Annotated in this window: 16 protein-coding genes; 8 read left to right on the top strand and 8 right to left on the bottom strand. The window is 44.4% G+C overall.

Annotated elements, in window-relative coordinates; all coding sequences use genetic code 11:
- Positions 1 to 11: 11 nt before the first annotated feature.
- Entirely contained in the window at positions 12 to 188 is a 177-nt protein-coding gene (locus G460_RS23165) for a hypothetical protein (protein WP_157366887.1), read from the top strand.
- A gap of 75 nt (positions 189 to 263) precedes the next feature.
- Here the strand turns inward: G460_RS23165 and G460_RS0107635 are convergent, their stop codons facing one another.
- Entirely contained in the window at positions 264 to 3272 is a 3009-nt protein-coding gene (locus tag G460_RS0107635) for a PVC-type heme-binding CxxCH protein (protein WP_051315966.1), read from the bottom strand.
- 172 nt (positions 3273 to 3444) lie between these two features.
- Between G460_RS0107635 and G460_RS0107630 the strand changes: the two genes are divergently transcribed.
- On the top strand, positions 3445 to 4977 hold the full coding sequence (locus G460_RS0107630) for a sulfatase family protein (protein ID WP_026954793.1): 1533 nt from the start codon (positions 3445 to 3447) through the stop codon (positions 4975 to 4977).
- Positions 4978 to 5554: 577 nt separating this feature from the next.
- Here the strand turns inward: G460_RS0107630 and G460_RS21625 are convergent.
- On the bottom strand, positions 5555 to 6640 hold the full coding sequence (locus tag G460_RS21625) for a serine hydrolase domain-containing protein (protein ID WP_051315965.1): 1086 nt from the start codon (positions 6638 to 6640) through the stop codon (positions 5555 to 5557).
- Between the two features lie 9 nt (positions 6641 to 6649).
- Positions 6650 to 7960: an aminotransferase class I/II-fold pyridoxal phosphate-dependent enzyme gene (locus G460_RS0107610; protein WP_026954790.1), complete on the bottom strand. Its 1311-nt coding sequence runs from the start codon at positions 7958 to 7960 to the stop codon at positions 6650 to 6652.
- 227 nt (positions 7961 to 8187) lie between these two features.
- On the opposite strand from G460_RS0107610, the gene G460_RS0107600 reads away from it, so the two are divergent.
- The 3 genes from G460_RS0107600 to G460_RS0107590 all read left to right on the top strand — a co-directional run bounded on the left by G460_RS0107600 (position 8188) and on the right by G460_RS0107590 (position 12779).
- Positions 8188 to 8682, top strand: coding sequence for a cupin domain-containing protein (locus G460_RS0107600; protein WP_026954789.1), 495 nt, complete (start codon positions 8188 to 8190; stop codon positions 8680 to 8682).
- Positions 8683 to 8771: 89 nt separating this feature from the next.
- The gene (locus G460_RS0107595; protein WP_026954788.1) at positions 8772 to 10964 is read left to right on the top strand and encodes a S9 family peptidase; all 2193 of its coding nucleotides are present in this window, start codon (positions 8772 to 8774) and stop codon (positions 10962 to 10964) included.
- Positions 10965 to 11147: 183 nt separating this feature from the next.
- On the top strand, positions 11148 to 12779 hold the full coding sequence (locus G460_RS0107590) for a M1 family metallopeptidase (protein ID WP_035464098.1): 1632 nt from the start codon (positions 11148 to 11150) through the stop codon (positions 12777 to 12779).
- Between the two features lie 186 nt (positions 12780 to 12965).
- On the opposite strand, the gene G460_RS0107585 is transcribed toward G460_RS0107590, so the two are convergent.
- Complete coding sequence (locus tag G460_RS0107585; protein WP_026954786.1) at positions 12966 to 15467, bottom strand: phosphocholine-specific phospholipase C; 2502 nt, start codon at positions 15465 to 15467, stop codon at positions 12966 to 12968.
- 153 nt (positions 15468 to 15620) lie between these two features.
- Between G460_RS0107585 and G460_RS0107580 the strand changes: the two genes are divergently transcribed.
- Both G460_RS0107580 and G460_RS0107575 read left to right on the top strand, forming a co-directional pair.
- Positions 15621 to 17051: a sulfatase gene (locus G460_RS0107580; RefSeq protein ID WP_051315964.1), complete on the top strand. Its 1431-nt coding sequence runs from the start codon at positions 15621 to 15623 to the stop codon at positions 17049 to 17051.
- A 67-nt stretch (positions 17052 to 17118) separates the two neighbouring features.
- Positions 17119 to 17943 (top strand): cyclase family protein, encoded by an 825-nt coding sequence (locus tag G460_RS0107575; protein ID WP_035464095.1) that lies wholly within the window; start codon positions 17119 to 17121, stop codon positions 17941 to 17943.
- Here the strand turns inward: G460_RS0107575 and G460_RS0107570 are convergent, their stop codons facing one another.
- Together G460_RS0107570 and G460_RS21620 are read right to left on the bottom strand one after the other, a co-directional pair.
- The gene (locus G460_RS0107570) at positions 17944 to 18780 is read right to left on the bottom strand and encodes an N-acetylmuramoyl-L-alanine amidase-like domain-containing protein (protein ID WP_026954783.1); all 837 of its coding nucleotides are present in this window, start codon (positions 18778 to 18780) and stop codon (positions 17944 to 17946) included. It lies immediately after the preceding gene.
- A gap of 70 nt (positions 18781 to 18850) precedes the next feature.
- The gene (locus tag G460_RS21620) at positions 18851 to 20377 is read right to left on the bottom strand and encodes a sulfatase (RefSeq protein WP_245578711.1); all 1527 of its coding nucleotides are present in this window, start codon (positions 20375 to 20377) and stop codon (positions 18851 to 18853) included.
- Positions 20378 to 20549: 172 nt separating this feature from the next.
- Here G460_RS21620 and G460_RS0107560 point away from each other — a divergent pair, with 172 nt between their 5' ends.
- Positions 20550 to 21740, top strand: coding sequence for a dicarboxylate/amino acid:cation symporter (locus G460_RS0107560; protein ID WP_026954782.1), 1191 nt, complete (start codon positions 20550 to 20552; stop codon positions 21738 to 21740).
- Between the two features lie 226 nt (positions 21741 to 21966).
- On the opposite strand, the gene G460_RS0107550 is transcribed toward G460_RS0107560, so the two are convergent.
- Positions 21967 to 22755, bottom strand: coding sequence for a M90 family metallopeptidase (locus G460_RS0107550; protein WP_026954780.1), 789 nt, complete (start codon positions 22753 to 22755; stop codon positions 21967 to 21969).
- An 81-nt stretch (positions 22756 to 22836) separates the two neighbouring features.
- Positions 22837 to 23634, bottom strand: coding sequence for an SDR family oxidoreductase (locus tag G460_RS0107545; protein ID WP_026954779.1), 798 nt, complete (start codon positions 23632 to 23634; stop codon positions 22837 to 22839).
- Positions 23635 to 23639 lie beyond the last annotated feature (5 nt).

Genomic DNA, 23639 nt, shown 5'->3' with positions numbered 1-23639 from the left:
ACCCTCTTATCATGAAAGCAGTAAAAGGTAAACAGCTACGCTGGAAATTTTATTTGGCAAGTGAGAAAATCAACCCCGACGCAGACCGAGGCTTTTCATACAAAAGATATTTTTCTTTGAATTTAGCTACCTGTATTTCTGGACAATGGTCACCGGTTTCAATTGTCTCCTCAAGGCAGGTGCAGTGAAGCAATATTGGCTGCAGCGCCTCGCTGACAGAGACCTGAAATTAGAATCCGGCTTCCAAACTTCAACCTTCAGTCTTACTTTCTCAATGTCTCCAAATAACTCACCAAATCCACCATTTCCTGATCGGAAAGTGGGAATTTGGGCATCAAGGATGTTTCCAATTGAGTGACACTCTCGACCTGATCGAGTTTGTAGATCTTCTGCTCGCTACTGCCGATTAATTTCACAATCAGATCATTTTCGGTTTTAGAGTTGACGATGCACTGGAACTCGGTGCCATCCTTCATTTTGACCAATTGTGTCTCGTATCCAAAGCCCATACCTTCCGAAGGATTGGCAATCGCATTGATCAAACCTTCCTTGGATAGTTTATCGCCGATTTCGGATAGCCCCGGCCCGAAATCAATCCCTTCATTCCCGATTGCGTGACAGGCCAGACAATAGGTCGAGGCTAGTGTTTTGCCGGATTCCACATTTCCTTCCATCGCCAAAAGCTTGGGTACTTCGTATGCACTGTTACTAGAATTTCCAAATTTCTTAGTTGCTTCCTCCCGGATGTTTCCATTCCAAGAACCCATCAATATCTTCTGAGCAATCGGCAATAGATCAGCGGGGATTTTATCCTCTTGTACCAAAGACCAAAGGTATGGCTCGCTATTGTAGCCTCTTGCTTCTTCCATGGCTGCTGTTCGCTTGGCCTCGGATTGCTTTTCATCTAGATAAATTTTGGAAAGCAATTGGGCCATTGCTTCATTGTCTATCGTACCGAATTTACGGATTGCCAAAACCGCTTGGTCTTCATCTATATTGGCAAAGGCTTTTTCGATTGGAAGAGGTCCATACAGATTGAAGAAAATCCAAGCTGCAGAACCTGAGATTTGTCCATTTTCAGACTCGTAAATCATTTTTTCCAGGCGTTCGGCCTGATTACTGATTCCATATTTTTGGACTATTTCCAAAAAGTCCTGCTCGTCGGTAATCTTGTTGGCAGTTTCTCTTGCCAAGGCTAAAATTTGAGTGTCTGGTATTTTCGGATCAAATGCCAATTGCCTCAAAATAATGACCTGATCTTCTTCAGAAGCATGTGCTAAAAGGGCTTTCAAAGTCTTGTCTTTTGCCTGGGGGTCTTGGAAATCTAAAGCTCGAAAATAGCGCAGGTTGTTTCTACCCGGCTGGGACAAAATCAATTTGCCCAACAGGTCAGCTGTCTGAGAAGAGCGAGATCTCCAAACGAGATCTTTGGCAGCTTCGCTTTCCATCCAGTTGGGGGAAAAGCTCTCCAAATAAGCTGGAAGATATTCATTCCAAAATCCCTCCGCGGCGATGCCTAAAGCTTCCAGATACCAGCGGTCTCCAGATTCATAGCTTTGGGCGAGTAGGTTCCAAATCTCCGGCTGCATCTCATAGCGAATAGCCAAAGCAACTTCCCTTCTAACCTGAGGCGACGGATCTTTTGCCAATCTGGAAAGGAATTCCACATTGTCCATATGATTTTCTCGGTAGGCACGCACAGCAGCAACACGGATATTTTCATCTGGATCTTCTGCGGCAGTGTGGATGTAATCGTTGCCATTTTCCAGTTTGGTCAATACCCAAAAAGCCCGTGCCTTCATGCGAGGATTTCCTTCTGCATAGAGCGTTTCTAGGGCTTCTTTAGCTTTACTTCCTTTGGCTACCAATGCCATAAAAGCCTTAAAGTGGGTCGCTCGATTTGGGTTTTGAAGCAATTGGATCAAAGAAGGAATAGAAGAATAATCTGGCTTAGAAACCTTGTATGGGGTGTTTTTTGGAGAAAGACGATAAACTCTGCCTTTTTCCAAATCACCCACAGCATGACCGCCCACTCCTGGATCATACCAATCGGAAACGAATAGCGAACCGTCAGGAGCCACTGTCACATCAGAAGGTCTAAACCAATTGTCTCGTGCGTTCCCGTCCAATAAATTGAGGATTTTAGCATTGAAGCCGGCGCCATTTTGGCTCACAGGATAGGAGCGAACGATATTCGGTCCGGCGTCGGAATGGATCATTTGTCCTTGGTATTCCTCAGGAAGCAATTTTCCCTCGTAAATCAGAATCCCTGTTGGTGAACCTGCATAAGTTTGAAGCAAGTTGGGAACGACCCCAGGATCATTCAAATGCCAATGGCGAAGAGGAATGGAATCCTCCATATTGATTCTTCTTGACCTCCAATCCGCTCCGGTCATTTCATCTTTGAAACCGTAGTTTCCATAGTCCATTACGTAATTGATTCGGGTGCCTCGGTTGCCATCGTCATCATTATCAGACTGCCACATCCGTCCATAGCTATCCACCGCTAATTCATAGTTGTTTCTAAAGTTCCAACCCAAAATTTCCACCTCAGAATGATCCGGATTCATCCGGTAAACCATTCCCTCTCGATAAGGCTGAGTTTGGCTATTGACTGTTCTTCCAATCGGATCCATGATCGGTGAGCCATCTGCATTGTGCAGGCCTTTGCCTTCATTTCCATAGTTGAAATAGATTTTTCCGTCAGGACCGAACGTAAAAGCATGCATCCCATGATCGTGCTGTACCCCCCCAACGCCCTCAAACAAAATCTCCTTTTTCTCCGGCACATCATCCCCATCCGCATCCGTGAACACATAGACATAAGGTGAAACGGAGACATAAACCTTATCACCCAAAACAGCTATCCCCAAAGGGGCATTAATGTCTGAACCTTGGTAAAAAACTTTGGATTTGTCGGCTTTGCCATCTCCATCAGTGTCCTCCAAAATCAAGATTCTATCCCCTTCGGCATGCGTTGGGTTTTTGGGATTAAGGTTGGTTCGGTAGTTGAATGCTTCAGTAATCCACACTCTGCCTCTATCGTCAATATCCATATTGGTAGGATTGATGAGCATAGGTTCGGAGGCGAAAAGCTCCAGTTCCAATCGCTCATCCTTGACCAAAATCCCATCAAGGGCATGCTCAGGGCTTCTTTTTTCCTCGTCTGTGAGTTGAGCGTAAGCTTCATCACTGAGTTGGGTGGGGGCTTTTTCGGAGCAGGCAAAAAATAGGGTGGAGAGCATCCCGAGGGCACACAATCGGTTCTTCATCAGGTTATTTTTCTAGGTTTGAGCAAAATGCAGCATAAAATAGAATCTATTCTAGCTAAAACCAATAGAAAAGTTTGAAGAAGTGCGGAAATCCATTTCGTAAAATGGGTAAAAAATAGCTTGAGTCTTAGGCCAACTGGCCTTATTTTGCAAGTTCATTCAATTAATTTCCATGAATATCAAGTCCAACCTTTTTCTTGGGCTTTCGGCCTCCTTGCTGCTGTTTTCCTGTGGCAAAGCTTCCGAAAGTGCCGATACTGATGAACAAACCAAACAGCCCAACATCGTCGTCATCTATATGGATGATCTGGGCTACGGCGACATGAGTGCCTACGGAGCCACAGAGCTCTCTACCCCTCACATGGACCGCCTTGCCAATGAAGGCGTTCGATTCACCAATGGGTACGCCTCCTCGGCTACCTGTACTCCTAGTCGCTATGCCCTGCTGACAGGTCGCTATCCTTGGAGAAATTCGGATGCTAAAATCCTTCCAGGTACTGCTCCCCTGATCATTGATACTACGTTGATGACCCTGCCAAAAATGCTAAAAGCTCAAGGCTATCATACCGGAATTGTGGGCAAATGGCATTTGGGATTGGGATCCGGTCAGGTCAACTGGAACGAGCATATCTCTCCTGGACCAAATGAAGTGGGATTTGACTATAGCTACATCCTAGCAGCTACTCAGGATCGAGTGCCGACCGTCTATATCCAAGATGGGAATGTCGTAGGCTTGGATCCTAATGATCCGATCGAAGTGAGCTATTCTGAAAACTTCGAAGGAGAGCCGACCGGCAAGGATAATCCAGATATGACTACTATGAAATGGCATCATGGTCATAATAATAGCATCGTCAACGGAGTGCCCCGCATCGGCTTTATGAAAGGTGGCGAAGCTGCTAAATGGAGTGATGTGGATATGGCAGATCACTTTTTGGAGAAAGCTTCAGCCTATGTCAAGGAACACAAAAACGAGCCATTCTTCCTCTACTATGCTTTCCAGCAGCCTCACGTACCGAGAACTCCCCATCCTCGATTTGAAGGAAAATCTGGTATGGGGCCAAGAGGTGATGTGATCCTCGAAGCAGACTGGATGATTGGAGAATTTTTGAAAACTCTCGAAAATGAAGGCGTTTTGGAGAATACTCTGATCGTGTTCAGTTCGGACAATGGTCCCGTACTCAATGATGGCTACTATGATGATGCTGTCGAGAAACTGGGAGATCATACTCCTGCCGGTCCACTAAGAGGTGGAAAATACAGTCTCTTTGAAGCAGGGACCCGTGTTCCTTTTATGGTGTATTGGAAAGGGAAAGTTCAGCCAAAAGTATCAGATGCATTGGTGTCCCAACTGGATCTCCTGAGTTCTTTGGCAGCCCTTACCGGAAGCACAGCGACAGGAGAAGATAGCCAAGACTTACTCCAGACTCTTCTCGGTGAATCCGATCAAGGGCGCGAAAACTTACTTTTTGAAGCCACTGGCCGGACAGCACTACGTCAGGGAGATTATGTGATGATTCCTCCATACAAGGGTTCCCCGGTGATCAAATCTGTCAATATAGAGATCGGCAATTCTCCGGAATATCAACTTTACCAGCTTTCAACCGACATCGGCCAAACGAACAATCTGGCAGCCTCACAGCCTGAAAAATTGGAAGCGATGAAGCAGGAATATAGCCGGATCACTGGCAAGAGCTTGGAATAAAACTAGAGCCTGACTCATAAAAAAACCGACAGGAATATCTTCTGTCGGTTTTTTTTGGTTCGTTTTCCAGAGGATTTGTCTGTGGCTGAAGACTATTCCAGGTTTTTCTTATGCCTTCTTTAAAATCGTAAAAGGCAGCATCAGGATTTTTTTGATTAGATCAAAAGATAGATCGATGGCAAGGCCAAGTAGTCGGAAGGGAAGTAAGAGAATCCAGACAATAGGATAGAGGATTAGGGCTAGGATAGCGATCGGCCAGCATAGGACCAAGAGGATCAGCCAGAGTAAGAAGTTTAGCATACCGAAGGTAACTCAATCACAATGCCATGTGAGTTTGAAGCGCATTGAGGGCATTTTTTGATTTTAGCTTGTTCTTTTTCGGACAGTTTTTTGTCCGTTGGAAGGCTTTGGAGAAGTTGAGTGAATTAGTCAAATTCAATGAAATAAGCCTTCGGAGAAATATATGGTAGAGTCGGAGTTTATAAAATCTGTAAAAGTCTGCGGCTTTTTCTGCGTAGATCTGTGGGAAATAGATAGCCACGTTTGCCTTAGGGCTTTTTCGCAATGACGGGGAGTATTAATTCTTCTTATCTAACTCCTTCACGATTTTTCCAAAAACAGGAGCAACGGCACTTCCTCTCCAAATGCTGGAATAGTTGGCGGCCATGTAGAGATCTTTTTCAGGGATGTATATCACCTGTGTACCCCAAAAACCAGTATGGGTGTATGCCTCCAAACCGTTCACTTCGACTCGGTACATTCCCATCTGATAGTCCATACTGGCCTTTTTTTCATATTTCACCGGTTCTAGCATGATCTTCAGGGTTTCTTCATTTTCAAAAACCCTTCCTTCAAATAAAGCCTTGAAAAATTGAACCAACTCTTCTGTGGTGGAAAGTAGCCCTCCTCCGCCATAGTAATCTATCGTGGGACTAAAACCGAATGTATCCATTCCTTGAAAATACTGATGAATCCGCAATGCATCGGTAGCCGGGTCTTCTCTTTCAAAATCCGTTCTCTCCAGTCCCAAGGCTTCCAACTTTAATAGTTCCTTGATACCTCCATCTAGACTTTTTCCGGTGTACTTTTCGATGATTTCTCCCAAAATCAAATAGCCTGTGTCTGAGTAGCTAAACTGCTTTCCCGGAGGTCCGATGGGATCTCCCTTGTCCACACATAGCTGAAATTGCTCAGTTCGAGTCCATTCATGGGCGGGAGTTTGCAAGATGGTGTCGAAGAACTCTGGCGCATGGGTATGGTCAAAAAAGCCCGCTGAATGTCTCAATACTTGTTTTAGAGTGATTTGGTCTAGGTCATATTCCTGAGAAAGGATGGCTGCATGTGCTGCTGAAATATGCTTTGAGACTGGATCTTCCAGGTGCAGTATACCTTCTTCCATCAAGCGTAATATACTAGCCGCTACATAAGTTTTGGTCACACTGGCAATCCGGAATGTTTGAGTAGCTTCCAGTGAGTCGGCTGGCTCCAGTACATCCAGACCTGCCGCACCTGACCAGTGGACTGTCCCGTCTCCCGATGCAATAGTTAGCAGTATGCCTGGCATTTTGCCATTGACCTCCTGATCCAAAATTTGCTGGAAATCCTGCGCCTGAACCTGTGCAAAAGCCAACCAAGCGAAACCTAGTACAAAGAGCTTTTTCATCGTGAGGGTTTATTTGTCTGTAAAATAAGAGTAGAGCCTATCCATTGCCACTTGTAGCGCAGCATGATCCATACCGCTGATCACCATTCGGAACAAGCCTCTTTTTTGATGTCCAAATCCATGAGCCGGGGTGAGCAGTACTCCAGTGTTTTCATAGATATCAATCCATAGCTTTTCTTCCCCTTTTTCAGTTTTTTCTCCCAAAAATCGGGAAATATCCATCCAGACAAAAAGGCTTCCATACGAAGGACTAAATGTGATATTCATACTGCGTAAAGCCCGAGTCACAATCAGGTAAGACTGGGTGAGTTCCTTGCGATATGCTGTAAAATAGGCTTCCAAAAAAGTATGGTCAGCCATCACTTCTTGCATGACCCATTGAGTGAAATTGGATATGGAATGGCCCATACCGGCATTTCTGTACGCATCCAGAAAGTCTTGATTATGGGAATGGACTAAACCGACACGAAAGCCCGAAATCCCCAAATCTTTGGAAAAAGAATACCAAAAATGAAGATATGGACTTTGATATTCAGCCATCAATTTCCCAAATGAAACAAAGTCGATTGGGTTGGGATAGGATGCTGTGAGTTCTGGATGAGAGATATCGATACGAGAGAGGCTATATATCTCATTGACGACCAGATGCACTTCGTTTTGGATGCACCAATCAGCGATTTTTCTCAATTGCTCCTCAGAGTAAATCGCTCCGGTAGGATTGTCCGGTGTTGTCAGAATCAGGATTTTGAAGCGGCTCCCCTTGCTCTCGATGTCGGATTTTGCTTTTTCCAATAACTCTGTAGAAATCGAAATTCCTCCATTTAGCTCAGTCACTTCGACGTGGGTTTGGAGATCATATCTTTTTACACTTGGCACCACTCCGATGTCACCAGTGTAGACGGGATAGCTGGGAGCCGGAATCACGGCGGTATCTCCAGGGTTTGCCAAGAGAAATGCGCTCATCTCGATCACAGAAGTGGCTCCACTGGAAAAGGCAAGGCTTTCTGCATCAACCGGAACCTTGAAGAGAAATTTGGAAAGAAAACCTGCAGTAGCCTCCCGAAAAGTTGGTGCTCCGGAAGGGTCAGTATAGCTGGCTACCCAGTCCGGGATGTCATTTTCTCGGGTCACTTTTTGGATTCTTTCTCTCAGCATTTCCCAACACAGGTGATTTTCGGCCACATTCATCGGCAATGCGCCAGATGGATTTTGGTCAGGATGATAGAGATTTTCCATCGCTTCGAAATAGATTTTCATATCTACTCGAGCCGGAGTCTGAGTGGCGGTAAAGCCTTTATGGGAAAGATGACTGGAGTTCATGGGGTAGAATTAATACAGTTCAAAAGCTAGGGATAGCAGGTAGGAATTCCAATTTTGACTTAGGGATTATTGTCTCGTTTCTTCTTTTTCTGACACCTCTTGGTTTCTGACAAAATCCCTTGTCTCTAACCTCAGTTCCCTTTTTCAATTAGAATTTTTCCAAAAAATCAAAGGCTCTGAATGCAACATCGATTATTTTAGCCACGCCAATTTTTAGAAAAATAAGCATGAGAACAAAAGAAGAAGTATTTGCGAAAGCGGAAAAGTTGATGGAAGATCTTGGTTTTGAGATCGTCAAGCAGGATAGAGAGAGGCCTTGGGGTGGGTTTTTGGTGCTGGATGAGTCCCAAGCAGCAGCTTTTGCCCAAGAGTTTTTTCCGGAGGAGGATTTTGAAAGTTTGAAAATTTCTGAAAAACTGAGTCCAAAGATCTTATTGGTCGCTCCTGGAAAGAGGTTAAGCTGGCAATATCACTTTCGCAGAGCTGAGATCTGGAGATGCATCGATGGAGAAGTAGCCGTGGCGACGAGCCTGACAGATGTGGAGTCTGAGATCAAGGAGCTGGGCAAAGGTGACAAGATCAAACTCCAACAAGGCGAAAGACATAGATTGATCGGAAAAGAAGATTGGGGTATGGTGGCAGAGATCTGGCAACATACCGATGCTTCTCATCCTTCTGATGAGGATGATATCGTTCGTCTTCAGGATGATTTTGGGAGATGATATCTTCCGCTCAGAGAAAATAACAGTTTCTAAATCCCGGTTTTGCCTTCTGGTGGCCGGGATTATTTTTTTTCTAGTAATTTTCTGGGATGAAATACACCAGAATCTATTTTCCAATTTTGTCTTTGCTGCTGCTAATACTGACAGCAGGCCAGAGCCAGTCCCAAGATTTCAAATGGGCTTCTGATGGAGCTTCCTTCTACCAAGTTGAAGCCGAGGGTATCGTCCAACTGAATATGCCGGACAACTCTGAGACGTTGGTGATCCCAAGTGAGTGGATGACGCCAGCCGGAGAAAAACCGCTGCAGGTCCGGGATTTTTCATTTTCTCAGGATGGCAAAAAGCTCCTGATTTACACCAATACACGAAAAGTTTGGAGACTGGATACGGAGGGAGATTACTGGGTTTTGGATCTTGAAAGCAAGAAACTGCAACAAGTAGGGAAAGAACTTCCGGCTTCCTCTTTGCGATTTGCGAAGCTTTCTCCGGATGGTAGTCAGATTGCCTATGTCTCTGAGTTCAACTTGTATCTGGAAGACTTGGCATCAGAAAAAATCACTGCTTTGACCACTGACGGCACTAGAAAACTTATCAACGGCACTTTTGATTGGGCTTATGAGGAGGAGTTTGCCTGTAGAGATGGATTCCAGTGGAGTCCTGACGGCAAGAAAATCTCCTTCTGGCAACTGGATGCGGAGAAAATCCCGGATTACGACATGGTCAATTTTACCGATTCTGTTTACTCCAAAATCATCCCTGTAGAATACCCGACCGTAGGCCAGGCTCCGTCACCCGCCCGGATTGGTGTGATCGAGCTGGCTAACCAAAACTTGACTTGGTTAGCGATCCCAGGTGATCCTCAGCAGCACTATTTGCCAAGAATGGAGTGGAATTCTGCTGATTTTCTTTTGGTGCAGCAGCTTAATAGAAAGCAGAATCATAGTAAGATTTTCGGAGTAGATGTAGCCAAAAATCAGGTCAAGCTCATCAGTGAAGAGACAGATGAAGCTTGGATTGATGTGCTTTCTACTTGGGAAAATGTGTATGCATTGACTTATAGACATGAGTTTAAATGGCTCAATGACAGAAAGGAATTCTTGTGGTCATCGGACAAAGATGGTTGGAGACATTTGTATCGGATCGGTCTGGATGGAAAAGAGACTTTGATCACCAAAGGGAAGTATGACGTGATGAATTTGGTACACTTTGACGAAAAGAAAAACGTGGTTTATTTCCACGCCAGTCCAGAAAATGCCACCCAAAAATACCTCTATAAAACACGTTTGGATGGGAAAGGTGAAGCTGAAAGAGTCAGTCCTGAAGATCAGGAAGGAACACACAACTACATTATTTCTCCAAACGGCCAATATGCCATGCACTCCTTCCAAAATCACCGGACCCGGATGATGATGGAGTGGATCGAACTGCCTAAACATCAAGCACTCAATGAGACTACTGGGATTCAGAATCTGATGGGAAATGCCCAACCGAATGCCGTAGAGGAGTTTTTCACGATCAAGCTGGCCGATGGTACTGAAATGGACGGATGGATGGTAAAGCCGACTGATTTTGATCCTAGTAAAAAATATCCGGTCGTATTCTATGTCTATACTGAGCCTTGGGGGGCCAATGTGAAAGATACCTACGGCGTGGGCCGAAATAGACTGTATGACGGAAATATGGCTGAAGATGGCTATATCTACATCAGCTTGGACAACCGAGGCACTCCCGCACCGAAAGGGAGAGCCTGGAGAAAAAGTATCTATCGTCAGATCGGTAGGTTGAATATCTCCGATCAGGCGGAAGCGGCCAAGCAGATTGTCGCTTGGGATTTTGTGGATCCTGAGCGAGTAGCGGTTTGGGGTTGGTCCGGTGGAGGATCTGCTACTTTGAATTTGATGTTCCAGTATCCAGAAATCTACAAAACAGGTATTTCCATCGCAGCTGTAGCCAATCAGATGACCTATGACAATATCTATCAGGAGCGATACATGGGCTTACCGCAGGAGAATCCAGAGGATTTTATCGCTGGTTCACCGATCACTTACGCCAAAAACTTAGAGGGAAACCTGCTTTATATCCATGGTACAGGCGATGATAATGTCCACTACAACAATGCCGAAATGCTAGTCAATGAGCTCATTAAGCATGGTAAACTGTTCCAATTCATGCCTTACCCTAATCGATCCCACTCGATCTCAGAAGGTGAAGGTACCAATACCCATCTCAAGAAGCTTTACACAGATTATTTGAAAAAGCATTGTCCTCCGGGAGGAAGATAAGAGGTGAGAAGTACGAGGTATGAAGTTCGAAATGAGAAAAAGGTGTAGGTTTCTCAGATTGTGAATTTGAAACATGGATGATCTGAGTTCAAATCAAAAATGAAAAATATTGATTTGAGTTCAGATCAATTTTCTCTGATTCCAGAATAGCTAAGGCAAACATCAATACTTAAGAAATTATTCATGAAAACAATCAAACTACTCTCACTCGTCCTATTGATGGGCTTGGGATCACAGGCTTTTGCCCAGCGACCGACCACCCTGGCCGATACCTTGAGAGGCAGTATCACTCCTGAGAGAGAATGGTGGGATTTGACTTATTACCATTTGTCAGTGGAGGTTTTTCCAGAAACCCAATCCATCAGCGGAACAAATCTAGTCAGATATCAGGTCGAGAAACCGGGGCAGACTCTTCAGATAGATTTGCAAGAACCGATGCAGATCACTTCTGTAACTCAGGATGGCGATCCTTTGACGATAGAAAAAGTGGGTGCGGCCCATTTCATTACTTTGAAAAAAGAACAAGTTACTGGCGAGGTCAAGGAGATATTGGTTTCTTTCGAAGGAAAACCGAAAGTGGCTGTTCGTCCACCTTGGGATGGAGGAATCACTTGGCAGAAAGATGCGAATGGCATCGATTTTATCGCCAATTCCAATCAGGGAATCGGCTCCAGCATCTGGTGGCCGGGCAAAGATCATCCAGCAGATGAGGTAGATAGCATGATGATCTCTGTGACCGTGCCCCGTGGCCTGATGGATATCTCCAACGGTCGTCTAGTCAATGTTCACAAAGGAAAAGGAACCGCGACCTATGACTGGGTGGTGGAAAATCCCATCAATGGCTACGGAGTCAATATCAGCATTGGGGATTATGTGCATTTTGGAGAGGAATATCCCGGCGAAAAGGGAGCCTTGAGCATGGATTACTATGTCCTTCGTGACAATTTGGAGAAGGCAAAAGTCCAGTTCCAAGATGCTACAAGAATGATGGAGGCATTTGAGCATTGGTTTGGACCCTATCCATTTTATGAAGATGGATTCAAACTGGTGGAAGTGCCATATCTAGGAATGGAGCATCAAAGCGCTGTGACCTACGGCAATAAATTTGAAAATGGGTACCTAGGCAGAGATTTGAGCGGAACAGGCTGGGGGATGAAATTTGACTTTATCATCATCCATGAATCCGGGCACGAGTGGTTTGCCAATAATATCACTTACAAGGATGTAGCGGATATGTGGATTCATGAGAGTTTTACCAACTACTCCGAAAGCTTGTTTTTAGATTATTTCTATGGCAAAGAAGCCGGGCAGGAATATGTCAGAGGCACTCGGATGAATATCCAGAATCAAAGTCCGATCATAGGAACTTACGGAGTCAATCGAAGCGGTTCGGGAGACATGTATTACAAGGGCGGAAATATGCTCAATACTCTTCGGGAAATCCTGAATGATGACGAAAAGTGGAGAATAATTCTTCGAGGACTCAATAAGGAATTTTACCATCAGACTGTGACCACCGAGCAAGTAGAGGGCTACATAGCCCAGCAAATGGGCGTGGACCTAAAGCCCTTTTTTGATCAGTATTTGAGGGAAACTAGCATTCCAACATTTGAATATTATTACTCAGACGATCAGACTTTGATGTACCGATGGAATAATTGTATTCAGTCCTTCGATATGCCTGTGGATGTCACTATTGGTGCTGAAAAAACCCGACTCAGTCCTGGTACAGACTGGAAAGAGCTGAAGGTTTCGGGGAAAAAGGAGCTTGTTGCAGATCCTGATTATTATGTTTCGACCTTGAAGATGAGATAATGAAAAAGGGCCTGTTTTTGATAAAGCAGGCCCTTTTTCTAAGATTTTTGGCTAAAGCCTGATTTTTTCTGATACTCAATTGTGAATGGGCTAAAGCCACATTTCAATTCAATCAATTCCATTTAAATCTGGATTGGAAATAATCACTGAGAACTATGGACTATCGTCTCTGAGCAATGGACTAACTCACGAAATCAGCGGATCCGAAATACTCTCTAATCCATTTTCCAATCTTCCTGCAAAAGTCCATTCAAATCCGGGACCTTTGACAGTCAGATCGTACCAGCCTTTAGAAGATTCAAAATCAAGCTTGGTAACTTGCTTTCTTGGATTGATTTTCTTCCCAGTTTCGTCTTTTCTATAGGCGTTTTCTTTGACCTGAATCTGAGCATTTCCTTGAATTTCAGTTTCTAAAAGCGCCATTCTGGCATTTCCAGTTTTCTTGAAATTTGGTTTCAAAAGCATTTGCGTCGACCCAGATTGAGCGTCACCTTTTAACTCTCTGTAGAAACCATTTGGCCCATACACTCGGAGATGATAATTCCCGTTTTCAAAATCAGCCAAGGGCCATTCATAGGAGATTTTATCTCCTGCCTTCACAGCGAAATTCCAGTTTCTAGCCTCTTCCCATTTGTCTGCCTCTGCACTTTTGTAGGAAGAAGGTGCATACACTTGGATCGGAACGCCCAAGGTGTCTTTTCCAAAAACTTCATTAGAAGCTTCAAATGTTAACATGATTCGCTGTTGACTGGAATCAAAACTACCAGTCACCCGCAGATCATAATTCAAGGCATTGGATGGTCGGGTTCCTTTTTCCTGAGCTGGCAATATCCCTTCCTTTTTCAATCGTTCTTCGTTCCAATCAGGAGCTTCAGCAGGGCTGAAAGTCTTAAAATTGTCAGGAAGATCCATGAATTGAGCTTTGTGAATTTGGGTCATCCAAGCATTTCGATTGACTGGATCCAGCTTTTCCAATGGCTCTCCATTGTAAGGTCTAAATGCAGAGGTCAAGTCTCCTGAAATCATCCTTCTCCAATCAGAGATATTGCTTTCATGGACATTTTTCCCTGACTTTTTGCTGAGGAATTTCTCCAAAAACATAATCGTGGAGGTGATATCCGAAACCTGTGAATTGACATAGCCGCCTCGGGTCCAAGGCGATGCGACGATCAGCGGTACTCTATAGCCCAAACCTACTGGGCTGGTTCTACAATCTTCCTCGTCAAACCCTGCAGCTTTTTCGTCCTCACGATACACGTATTCTCCGTCAGTGCCTACGCCTTCAGAAATAAGACCCTCTGCTGGATTTTTGGGGTCCGGAACTACAAATGGAGGCTGATGATCAAAATAGCCGTCATTTTCATCGTAGTTGAGGATGAAGATGGTCTTTTTCCAGACCTCTGGATTCTGCGTCAAAATATCCAAAACCTCCGACACATACCAAGCCCCATACCATGGCGCACTAGGGTGATCGGAGAATTTCTGAGGAGCCACTAGCCAGGTCACCGCAGGGAGATTTCCCTCATTAACATCCTTTCTGAATTGGTGCAAAATATCCCCCTTTGGAACCTCGACTTCTCGCTCTTCACCATTTTCGCTGTACTTGATTTTCTCTGTTCTGTGAAAATCCGCATCTCCTGTGTTTCTACCGAAAGCTTTTTGGTGGATGTTTTTCTCAAAATCACTCAGTTGATCAAATTTATCCGGATGGAAATTGATCAGGTATTCCTTGGCTACTTCGAGTTGCCGTCTTTTTTCCTGGATCTCTTTTGGATAGTCTTCATCGGCTCCTTCCGGCGCTCCATTCTCTTCGAAATCAGCGATTTCTTTCTCTAAGATCGGCTTTTGGTGAAGCAAATACTCATAAAATCCTGGACTGAATCGCACATTGTATTGGGCAAACCACTCCAGATTATTGTCCGAAAAGTTGGCAAGTAAGGAAGAATCATCTGAAAGGGAAGGGAGATTGATTTCGTTTTGATAGACTTTCCAAGAAATACCCAGTTCCTCCAGTCGCTCAGGGAAAGTTTTCCAACTTGCCTCGTGATCGTAGTTGACTTCTCCGTTTCGGACTTTGGCTTTTGCTCCGGGCTCTCCGTGTGTTTTTCCTGTCCAGAAATAGCTTCTGTTGGTAGTCGTACCGGTCAATGCTGCACAAAAGTGCTGATCAAAAACCGTGAAGGCATCCGCAAATGCATAGTAAAAAGGGATGTCTTCTCGGGTATAATAGCCCATGGTCAGAGGCACTTTTTGAAATTCCCTTCTTCCCGGTCTCTTGGCTTCGATCCATCCATCGTATTTCCCTTGGTTTCTGGCATCCACCTGGTTTTCCCAAGAGTGAGGGATATCGCGCATCCAAGTGGCTTTGGTGGCCTGGATATCTAATCGAAATGGAGCAAAACGATTTCCCTCTTTGTCGGGCTGCATCCAGACGGGAAATTGCTGAGGAAGAGATATAGCTCTTGGATCGTTGTATCCACGCACTCCGCGCAAAGTTCCAAAGCAATGGTCAAAGGAACGGTTTTCCTGCATGAGCATCACCACATGCTCGGCATCTTCAAAAGTTGTACCCGGATCAGGACTGATAGCAAGGGCGCGCTCGATAGAGCTTGGCAAGACTTGCCACAACCCGGCTGCTCCGGTCAATAATGCTGATTTTTTGAGAAATTCTCTTCTTGATTCTTTCATGCGGAAAATTACTAATGTCGGAAAAAGTGCCGATTGAGGGATCTTTAAGTTTCTGTAAAGAAACAGAAGCCAATTGAATGCCTGCATGGATTTGGGCTTTTATTTTCAATTTTCATGATGCTTCTTTAGGCTTTCATTAAAAAATACTCTGCCTTGAGACTGATTCTGATTCTTTCCGTTTTTCTCTTTTCCTGCCAAGCTAAATCCCAGAAAACGGATCGTAAACCCAATGTAATCCTGATCAATGTGGATGATTTGGGCTGGAGTGATTTGGGATACATGGGTTCGGACTACTACGAAACTCCAACTATTGACAGTTTGAGCAAAACAGGCGTGGTCTTTTTTCAGGCCTATGCAGGAGCATCCAACTGTGCTCCAAGTAGGGCGACGATGCTGACCGGAACCAATACGCCGACTCATGGAATCTATACGGTAAGTCCTGCTGATCGAGGAAATCCAAAGACCAGAAGGCTTATCCCTTCTCACAATGAAGATACAATCAATCCCAGTTCCTACACTCTTGGAAATCTATTCAAAGATCAAGGCTATGTCACTGCCAGCATCGGCAAATGGCATGTGTCAGAGAATCCAACAGACTTTGGCTTCGATGTAAATGTCGCAGGAAGTCATCGAGGAAATCCCGGGAAAGATGGCTACTTCAGTCCCTTTAATGTCAGTCCAGTGGATTCAGTTCAGGATGGAGAGTTTTTGACGGATGTTCTGACTTTGGAGGCTATTGATTTTGTGGAAAAGAATCAATCCGAACCCTTTTTCTTGTATTTGCCATTTTACACAGTTCATACCCCCTTGATGGCCAAAGAGAAAGATATTGCACGATTTGCAGCGAAAAAGACAGAGCCGGGAAGGGATAATGCCACTTATGCGGCCATGATCTACAATATGGATCAAAATGTAGGTCGATTGCTAGCCAAGGTAAATGCCTTGGGATTGGCAGAAAATACACTGATAATTTTCACTTCAGACAATGGGGGAATTCGTGCAGTCAGTCATCAGGATCCATTGAGAGCTGGCAAAGGGAGCTATTACGAAGGTGGAATTCGGGTGCCTTTGATCATCAATTGGGCTGGAAAATTTGAAGCAAGAGAGATTCAAACTGCGGTTTCCCAGATGGACTTTTTCCCTACCTTGAAAGAAGTGATTGGTGCTGAATCCGAATTGGAGCAATTGGAAGGAAAAAGCTTTTTGTCCTTGCTAAAAGGTGAAAATATGCAGGCCGCCGATTTGTTTTGGCACTTTCCCATCTACTTGGAAGCATATCAGCCTAAAAAAGATGGTTCCCGAGATCCACTTTTTCGCACCAGACCGGGATCCGTGATCCGGTCAGGAGACTGGAAGCTGCATCATTACTTTGAAGATGGAGAGCTGGAACTCTACAATCTCAAAGAGGATGTCTCCGAAACCAACAATTTGGCGGAATCGAATCCTGAAAAGGCTGCTGAACTAATGGAAAAGCTTAATCAATGGAGAGAGAAGTATCAAGCTCCCATCCCAACCGAAAAGAATCTTGAGTTTGATCCTTTGTTTGAGAAATCGCAGGCTGAGAAGGTGATGCAAAAGGATTGATTTAAGGTCGAGGTATTTGATTTCGGAATTTCTATTTTACCTTATAGAAACTCTAAATCTTTACCTGATGAAACTTTTTAAGTATCTCGTGACTGGATTGGCAGTTCCAGTCCTGTCAATTTCTTGTTCCCCACAAGAACCCGCGGAAGTTCCAACGATTGATCCTTTGACCAATCTCGAATGGATCGATTTGACTTATTCTTTTGATTCTACGACTCTCTATTGGCCTAACAATTCGGATGGTTTTCAGCATAGAACAGACGCCGAAGGAGTCACCGACTTGGGCTATTTTTATTCCTCTTACACGATTTTGACCCCGGAGCATGGAGGGACTCACTTGGATTCTCCGATTCATTTTTATGAAAAAGGAGAGACTGTGGATGAACTTCCGCTTTCGAAGCTGACAGGAAATGCAGTGCTCATCGATGTGAGTGAAAAGGCTCTTGCCGATCGAGATTATTTGATTGATTCGGTGGCTGTTTTGGCATGGGAAAGCGAAAATGGGAAGATTCCAGAAAACACCATGGTTTTATTTCGAACAGGATATGGCCAGTTTTACCCGGATCGAGAAAGTTATTTTGGAACCGCCAAAACGGGTGCTGAGGCGATTCCAGAGTTGCATTTTCCAGGAATCCAACCTGAAACGGCGGACTGGCTTGCCAAAAGCAGGAAGGTAAAAGCGGTAGGATTGGACACTCCTAGCCTGGATTATGGCCAGTCTCAGGATTTTGCAGCACATCAGCGCTTGACGGAAAACCAGATTCCGGGCTTTGAAAATATGGCCAATTTGGATCAATTGCCCCCGACGGGAATCTATGTCGTGGCTCTGCCCATGAAAATCAAAGGCGGAAGCGGTGGACCGCTTCGTGTGATCGCTGGGCTTCGGAAATGATTAGTTCAGTCGTGCGACCATGATGCCTGATTGGGAGCGGTTGCCTGCTAAATAATCATGCAGCGGAAGTTCTGAGATCTCCACTTTCTTATTTTTAGAACTGGCATGCATCAGATGGATTCTTCCATTTTTCTCAATGGCAAAACCGACGTGAACCATATCCAAATTATCCATGGAGGTGGTGATAGCGATCAAGTCTCCCGATTTGATTTGGCTTTCTACTTGACTGATCTGAGCTTTTGGGATGAAATAGTAATCTCTGATTCGGATAGCAGCTTCGATGTTTTGGAGTTGCTCCACGTTTTCCTTTTGGCTAAGTTGAGGATAATATTGAGGGTTCTCAGTCATGAAAGTCGGGTGATTTTCATAGCGAATTCCGCCGATGGATTGGGTGATATTGCTGAGAATCCCTTTCCTCTGGTTTTCGTAGATCCAGTCGGAGAAATAATGAAGTCGGCTCACATAGCCCTGGTTTTTGCCATTTCGATACCGGAGCTGCTCCAGTTCTTTTTCAAATGCTTCAAAATTGACCTCTCCTTTCTGACTGATTCTAGCCAAAGTCACGACCGACTCCAGAAAAGTGGTGCAATCCACTCCCTGCACATTGATGACCAACTGCTCCGGTCCGGGGATTTCCAGGGTTTTTTCCACGTAGGGAGTTTCGAGAAACCAAGAGCCAATTTCCACGATCCTTTCATTTGGCGATGTTTTCTCCCAATTGGAAGAATTGATTTTGTCCAGAAATCCTTCCAATCTTTCCCTACTTTCTGCGGTGCAGACTGTTTGGGCCGGTGAGAGGAGGGGAAGGAGCAAAAGAAATGATAGAAGAAATTTCATGAATTGGCAATGATCATTAGAATGGAATGATGGGAAAGCAATTTAAATGCGATCCCATCAGTTTTCCAAATCAATCGATCAACTCATCCGGATAGGGGATCGCTAGGCCAGTAGCAGGTAGAGTTGGCATTTGAGCTTGTGATTCTTTAAGAAAAGAAGTCAGGTCTTTTGCCAGCTTTTTGGCGATTTTGGGTTGCTCCAAAATCAAATCCTGAGTCTCGGAAATGTCTTCGGCGATATTGTAAAGTTCTAGTCTTTGGTCTTCGTGAAGATAGATCAATTTCCAGTCTCCATTTCTCACAATGCTATAGGGATACTGATCATAAGTGTGAGGGAAATGCCAGTAAATGGTTCGTTTGTCTGGACCGGTTTTTCCTTTCAGAATATCGACAAAGCTCTCCCCATCTTCAGAATCCTTCTCTGGCTTGGAAACTCCTGCCATTTCCAAGAATGTTGGATAAATGTCCTCAATCATCACCTTGTCGGCGGTTTGACTGCCTTCTTCCACTACGCCTGGCCATTTGACTATCAGCGGAACTCGGATGCCTCCTTCATAAGGAGTGAGTTTGTGACCTCTGAGAGGTAAATTTCTAGGAGTTTGTTTGGGGCTGCCATTGTCAGACATAAATACCAATATTGTATTTTCCTCAACTCCCAACTTTTCCAGTTGTGCCCAGATGTCTCCTAGTGATTTGTCCATCCCTTCGATCATGGATGCAAAAGTGGCTTTGAACTCTCCCATTCCCTGATCGATGTATTTTTGGTAGAATCGCATGTCTTTTTCCCATGGCGCATGGATGGCATAGTGGGACATGTAGAGATAAAAAGGCTTTCCTTTGTTGACCGCATTCTCTATTGCTTTATTGGCCTCTATGGTCAGAGCTTCTGTCAGGAAAACGTCTTGGCCATGGTATTTCTCCAATCCAGGGACATCCCAAGTATGATTGCCTTTGTCTCTCCAATCAGCGCTGAAATTGTATTTACCCAAGTAGCTTCCAGGGCCACCAGCCGCGTGTCCGCCTATATTGACATCAAAACCCAAGTTGAGCGGGTTTTCTCCTGATGTTCCTTGTGCTCCGAAGTGCGCTTTACCCACGTGAATTGTTTCGTAGCCAGCTTCTTTAAGCTTTTGGGGAAGCGTGACATGGTATACTGCTCGCTCTTCGCCTGGTGTCTGACTCATGCCATTCATATTCCAAATTGGAGGAGTGATAGATTCACTTTCTGGATCTGGTGATTGGTTTTTTCTCAACGTCCAATTGGTCACGCGATGCCTGGCACCGTTCATCCCTGTCATCCAGCTGACCCGGGACGGCGAACAAACAGCATAAGCATAGGCTTGGGTGAACTTTTTACCCTCACTTGCCAGTCGCTCCATATTGGGGGTATGGTAATCTTTGTTGAGCTGTGTGACTTCGGTATGAAAAGGAACAGATGTGTCCTGCCAGCCCATATCATCGACGAAGAAAAAGACGATGTTTGGTTGTTTGGCTTCGCTCTTTGTTTGTGAAAAGGAAGAAAGAGCCCAGCAAAAAAGCAGAAGGGTCAAAAGCGTGGGTTTGGTCAATTGCATAGTTTCTGATATTACTTCTGCCAAAGTAAGGGTTTTTACAGTCAAAAGAATTTTTATTGGTGCAAAAGCCCTATTTTTTGTTTGAGTGAATAGTTGTCAATCAAAAGGGAGGCTGATGTGTTTTGAGCATTCCTCTTATCTTAGCAGATTCATTCTCAAAAGGTGTTTCACCTTTTTTATTCCATTGCGCTGATTTATGAAAAAAATACTTACCAGTCTTTTATTTAAAGTTTTTATAGCCATAGTTCTGGGGATTGTCTTTGGGCTTTATATGCCGGAGTGGTTCAATAAAATCTTTGCTACTTTCAATGCCTTTTTTGGGCAATTTCTGAGCTTTGCCATTCCGCTGATCATCATGGGATTGATCATGCCTGCCATCTCTGATTTGGGAAAGGAAGCGGGAAAAATGCTCCTGTTGACTGCGGTCATAGCTTATGGATCTACCTTGTTTTCGGGGTTTATGACCTTTTTTACGGCCTCCAATATTTTCCCAGGCCTCTTGGCAGAGCATATCAATTCCACCACGGAAATCGCAGAAAACACCAAAGAACTCACGCCCTTTTTCTCAATCGAAATTCCAGCAGTGATTGATGTGATGTCTGCTTTGGTATTGGCATTTGTGATTGGATTGGGCTTGGCATATCAAGAAAAATCTACTCTGAAACTGGTTGTGAGTGACTTTCAAACCATCATCATGCAGGTGATTGAAAAGGTAATTATTCCACTTTTGCCGCTCTTTATCTTAGGGATTTTTGCCAGTATGGCCTACAGTGGGGAGGTTTTTCAGATTCTATCTGTTTTCCTCAATATCATTGGAGTCATTTTCGGCTTGCATATTCTCTTGCTGCTGTTGCAGTATGTGATCGCTGGAACTATCGTGAAGAAAAACCCTGTGAAGCTCCTGTTGAATATGCTTCCAGCCTATTTTACAGCTTTGGGAACCCAGTCTTCAGCAGCAACGATTCCGGTGACATTGGAGCAAGCTGAGAAAAATGGTGTTTCGGTAAAAGTTGCAGGGTTTGTCATTCCTCTTTGTGCGACAATCCACCTTTCCGGCAGTATCATGAAGATCACGGCATGTGCCATGGCTTTGATGATTTTGAATGAAATGCCTTTTGATTTTATGATGTTTGCAGGCTTTATCTTCATGCTGGGGATAGCGATGGTAGCGGCTCCTGGAGTTCCTGGAGGTGCAATCATGGCGGCAATTGGAGTGCTTCAGGCTATGCTGGGTTTCAATGAAGAAATGATCGGTTTGATGATCGCCTTGTATATCGCGATGGATAGCTTCGGCACAGCTTGTAACGTGACTGGAGATGGAGCGATTGCCTTGGTGGTGGATAAGATCGCTGGAGAAGAAGCCTTGGTCGAGAAATCCGTAGGGTGAAGTTAGAAAGCTTAAACTCAGTAAGCAGTCGCAGTGATCAGTGATCAGGAAATCTAAATTCTAAATTCAGAAAGCTAAAAAAGAACTGCAGAGCAGCGACTTGACTGTAGAAAATTTGATTTGTGTAGACAAGAGCTCCAGAGGAGCGATTTGAGAATTTGAGGAGCTTAGGAAATCAGAAATGTAAAGTTTGAAAGCTGAAAGACTTGGTACATTGTACAGGAATTTAAGCCAAATCAGTATTAAAAACATCCGAAAGTACCTTGTAGAGTTCAGGGTGCTTTTCTTTGAATAATGCAGGTTGCTCAAAGAAATATTCACTCGTCACAGCCAGAAACTCCTGCGGATTGGTAGCTCCATAGACGTAGATATCACTTTTTCCAGCCAGCATTTCTTCGCTGTTCGTTTTGATCAATTGCATCCAAGGCAGGACGAACTGATGCTTCATGAAAATGGATGGAATGCCATCTACTTCTCCGTCTTGCTTGTCAAAGAGATGTACAAATTCATGAATTCCCACATTGTGCTTGTCTGTTTTATTTTCAAATCCTTGCCATAGGGCAGGTTTGGAAAAAATGACCAGGTTGCTCATCATTCCTCCGCTTCCAGCCATTCCTGCAATATTCCTTTCTCCCTCCGAAAAATTAAATTCTTCCGTAAAAAGATCCGGATAGAGCAATACTTCTACGAGCGTTTTGTATTCCCATTCTGGAAATCTGAAAATTGGTATGACTGCACTGCTCGCTACCAACAGGCGATCTTCATCGGAAACGGTGGTTTTGATTCCCGTGATTTTGATACGCTTGAGAAATTTTTGAACGTCACTTTCAAAAAGTAGTCGATCTGTTTCATTGAGCTCTTGATAAAACTGGACCTTGTCCAGCAAAAACTTTCTCCAAGTCTCAGGGAAAACTTCCGGTACCTCCAAGCCGCTTTTTTTGACTTTGGATCTATAAATGACCCAAGCTAGCATGCTGACGAGAAAAAGGGCGAAAAGGAGGGTGAAGGTATTCATGATAAAAAGGTGAATTGATTTTCACTCCAAATTAAAGACGAATTTGGTTTGGCTAGCAAATAATTCAGAGTGGGATATTGCTTATTTGCTTTCCGGTTTGGCATCGCTACCTGCCAAGATCCCTCCATCTATCGTCAGTTCGATTCCTGTAAGGTACTTACTTTCATCACTGGCAAGGTAAACCGCTCCATAGGCTACATCGATTGGTTCTCCAAAATGCCCCATCGGAATTCCAGCTTCCACTTCTGCGATCATTTTCATACGCTGGGGACCCTCGCCCAACATACTTTCCCACATGGGAGTCATGATGGCCGCAGGGTGGATGCTATTGCAACGGATTTTGTATCCTTTTGAGGTGCAGTGAAGCGCTACGCTTTTGGTATGATTGCGAACGGCAGCCTTGCTTGATGCATAGGCCACAGCTGCTGGAATACCGACTATTCCGCTTCTGGACGATATATTGACGATGCTGCCTCCCTTGTCCTTCATCAAGCCGATAGCGGTTTTACAGCCAAGCATAACTCCGGTGCTATTGACCCGATGAACTTCATTCCAAGAGTCCAAGTCCACGGATTCCGCATCCCAAGGGCCTTTTGTCTCTAAAAATCCCGTGATTCCGGCATTGTTTACCAAGATGTCCAAGCGTCCAAAATTGCTTGAAATAAACTCTTGAGCCAGTTTCCAGTCATTTTCATTGCCTACATCGAGATGAAAGTAATGAGCATTTTTGCCTAAACTTTTGCTTGTGGCTAGCCCATCCGCATCATTGATGTCTGATAGAATTACCTGTGCGCCTTCTTCGATAAATAGTTGGGCTGTGGCTAAGCCAATTCCTCTTGCTGCTCCTGTTATCAAAGCTGTTTTTCCTTTTAGTCGCATCTTTT

The sequence above is a fragment of the Algoriphagus vanfongensis DSM 17529 genome, from assembly GCF_000429465.1.
GTDB lineage: Bacteria > Bacteroidota > Bacteroidia > Cytophagales > Cyclobacteriaceae > Algoriphagus > Algoriphagus vanfongensis.
This window is presented reverse-complemented; position numbering and strand designations above follow the sequence as displayed.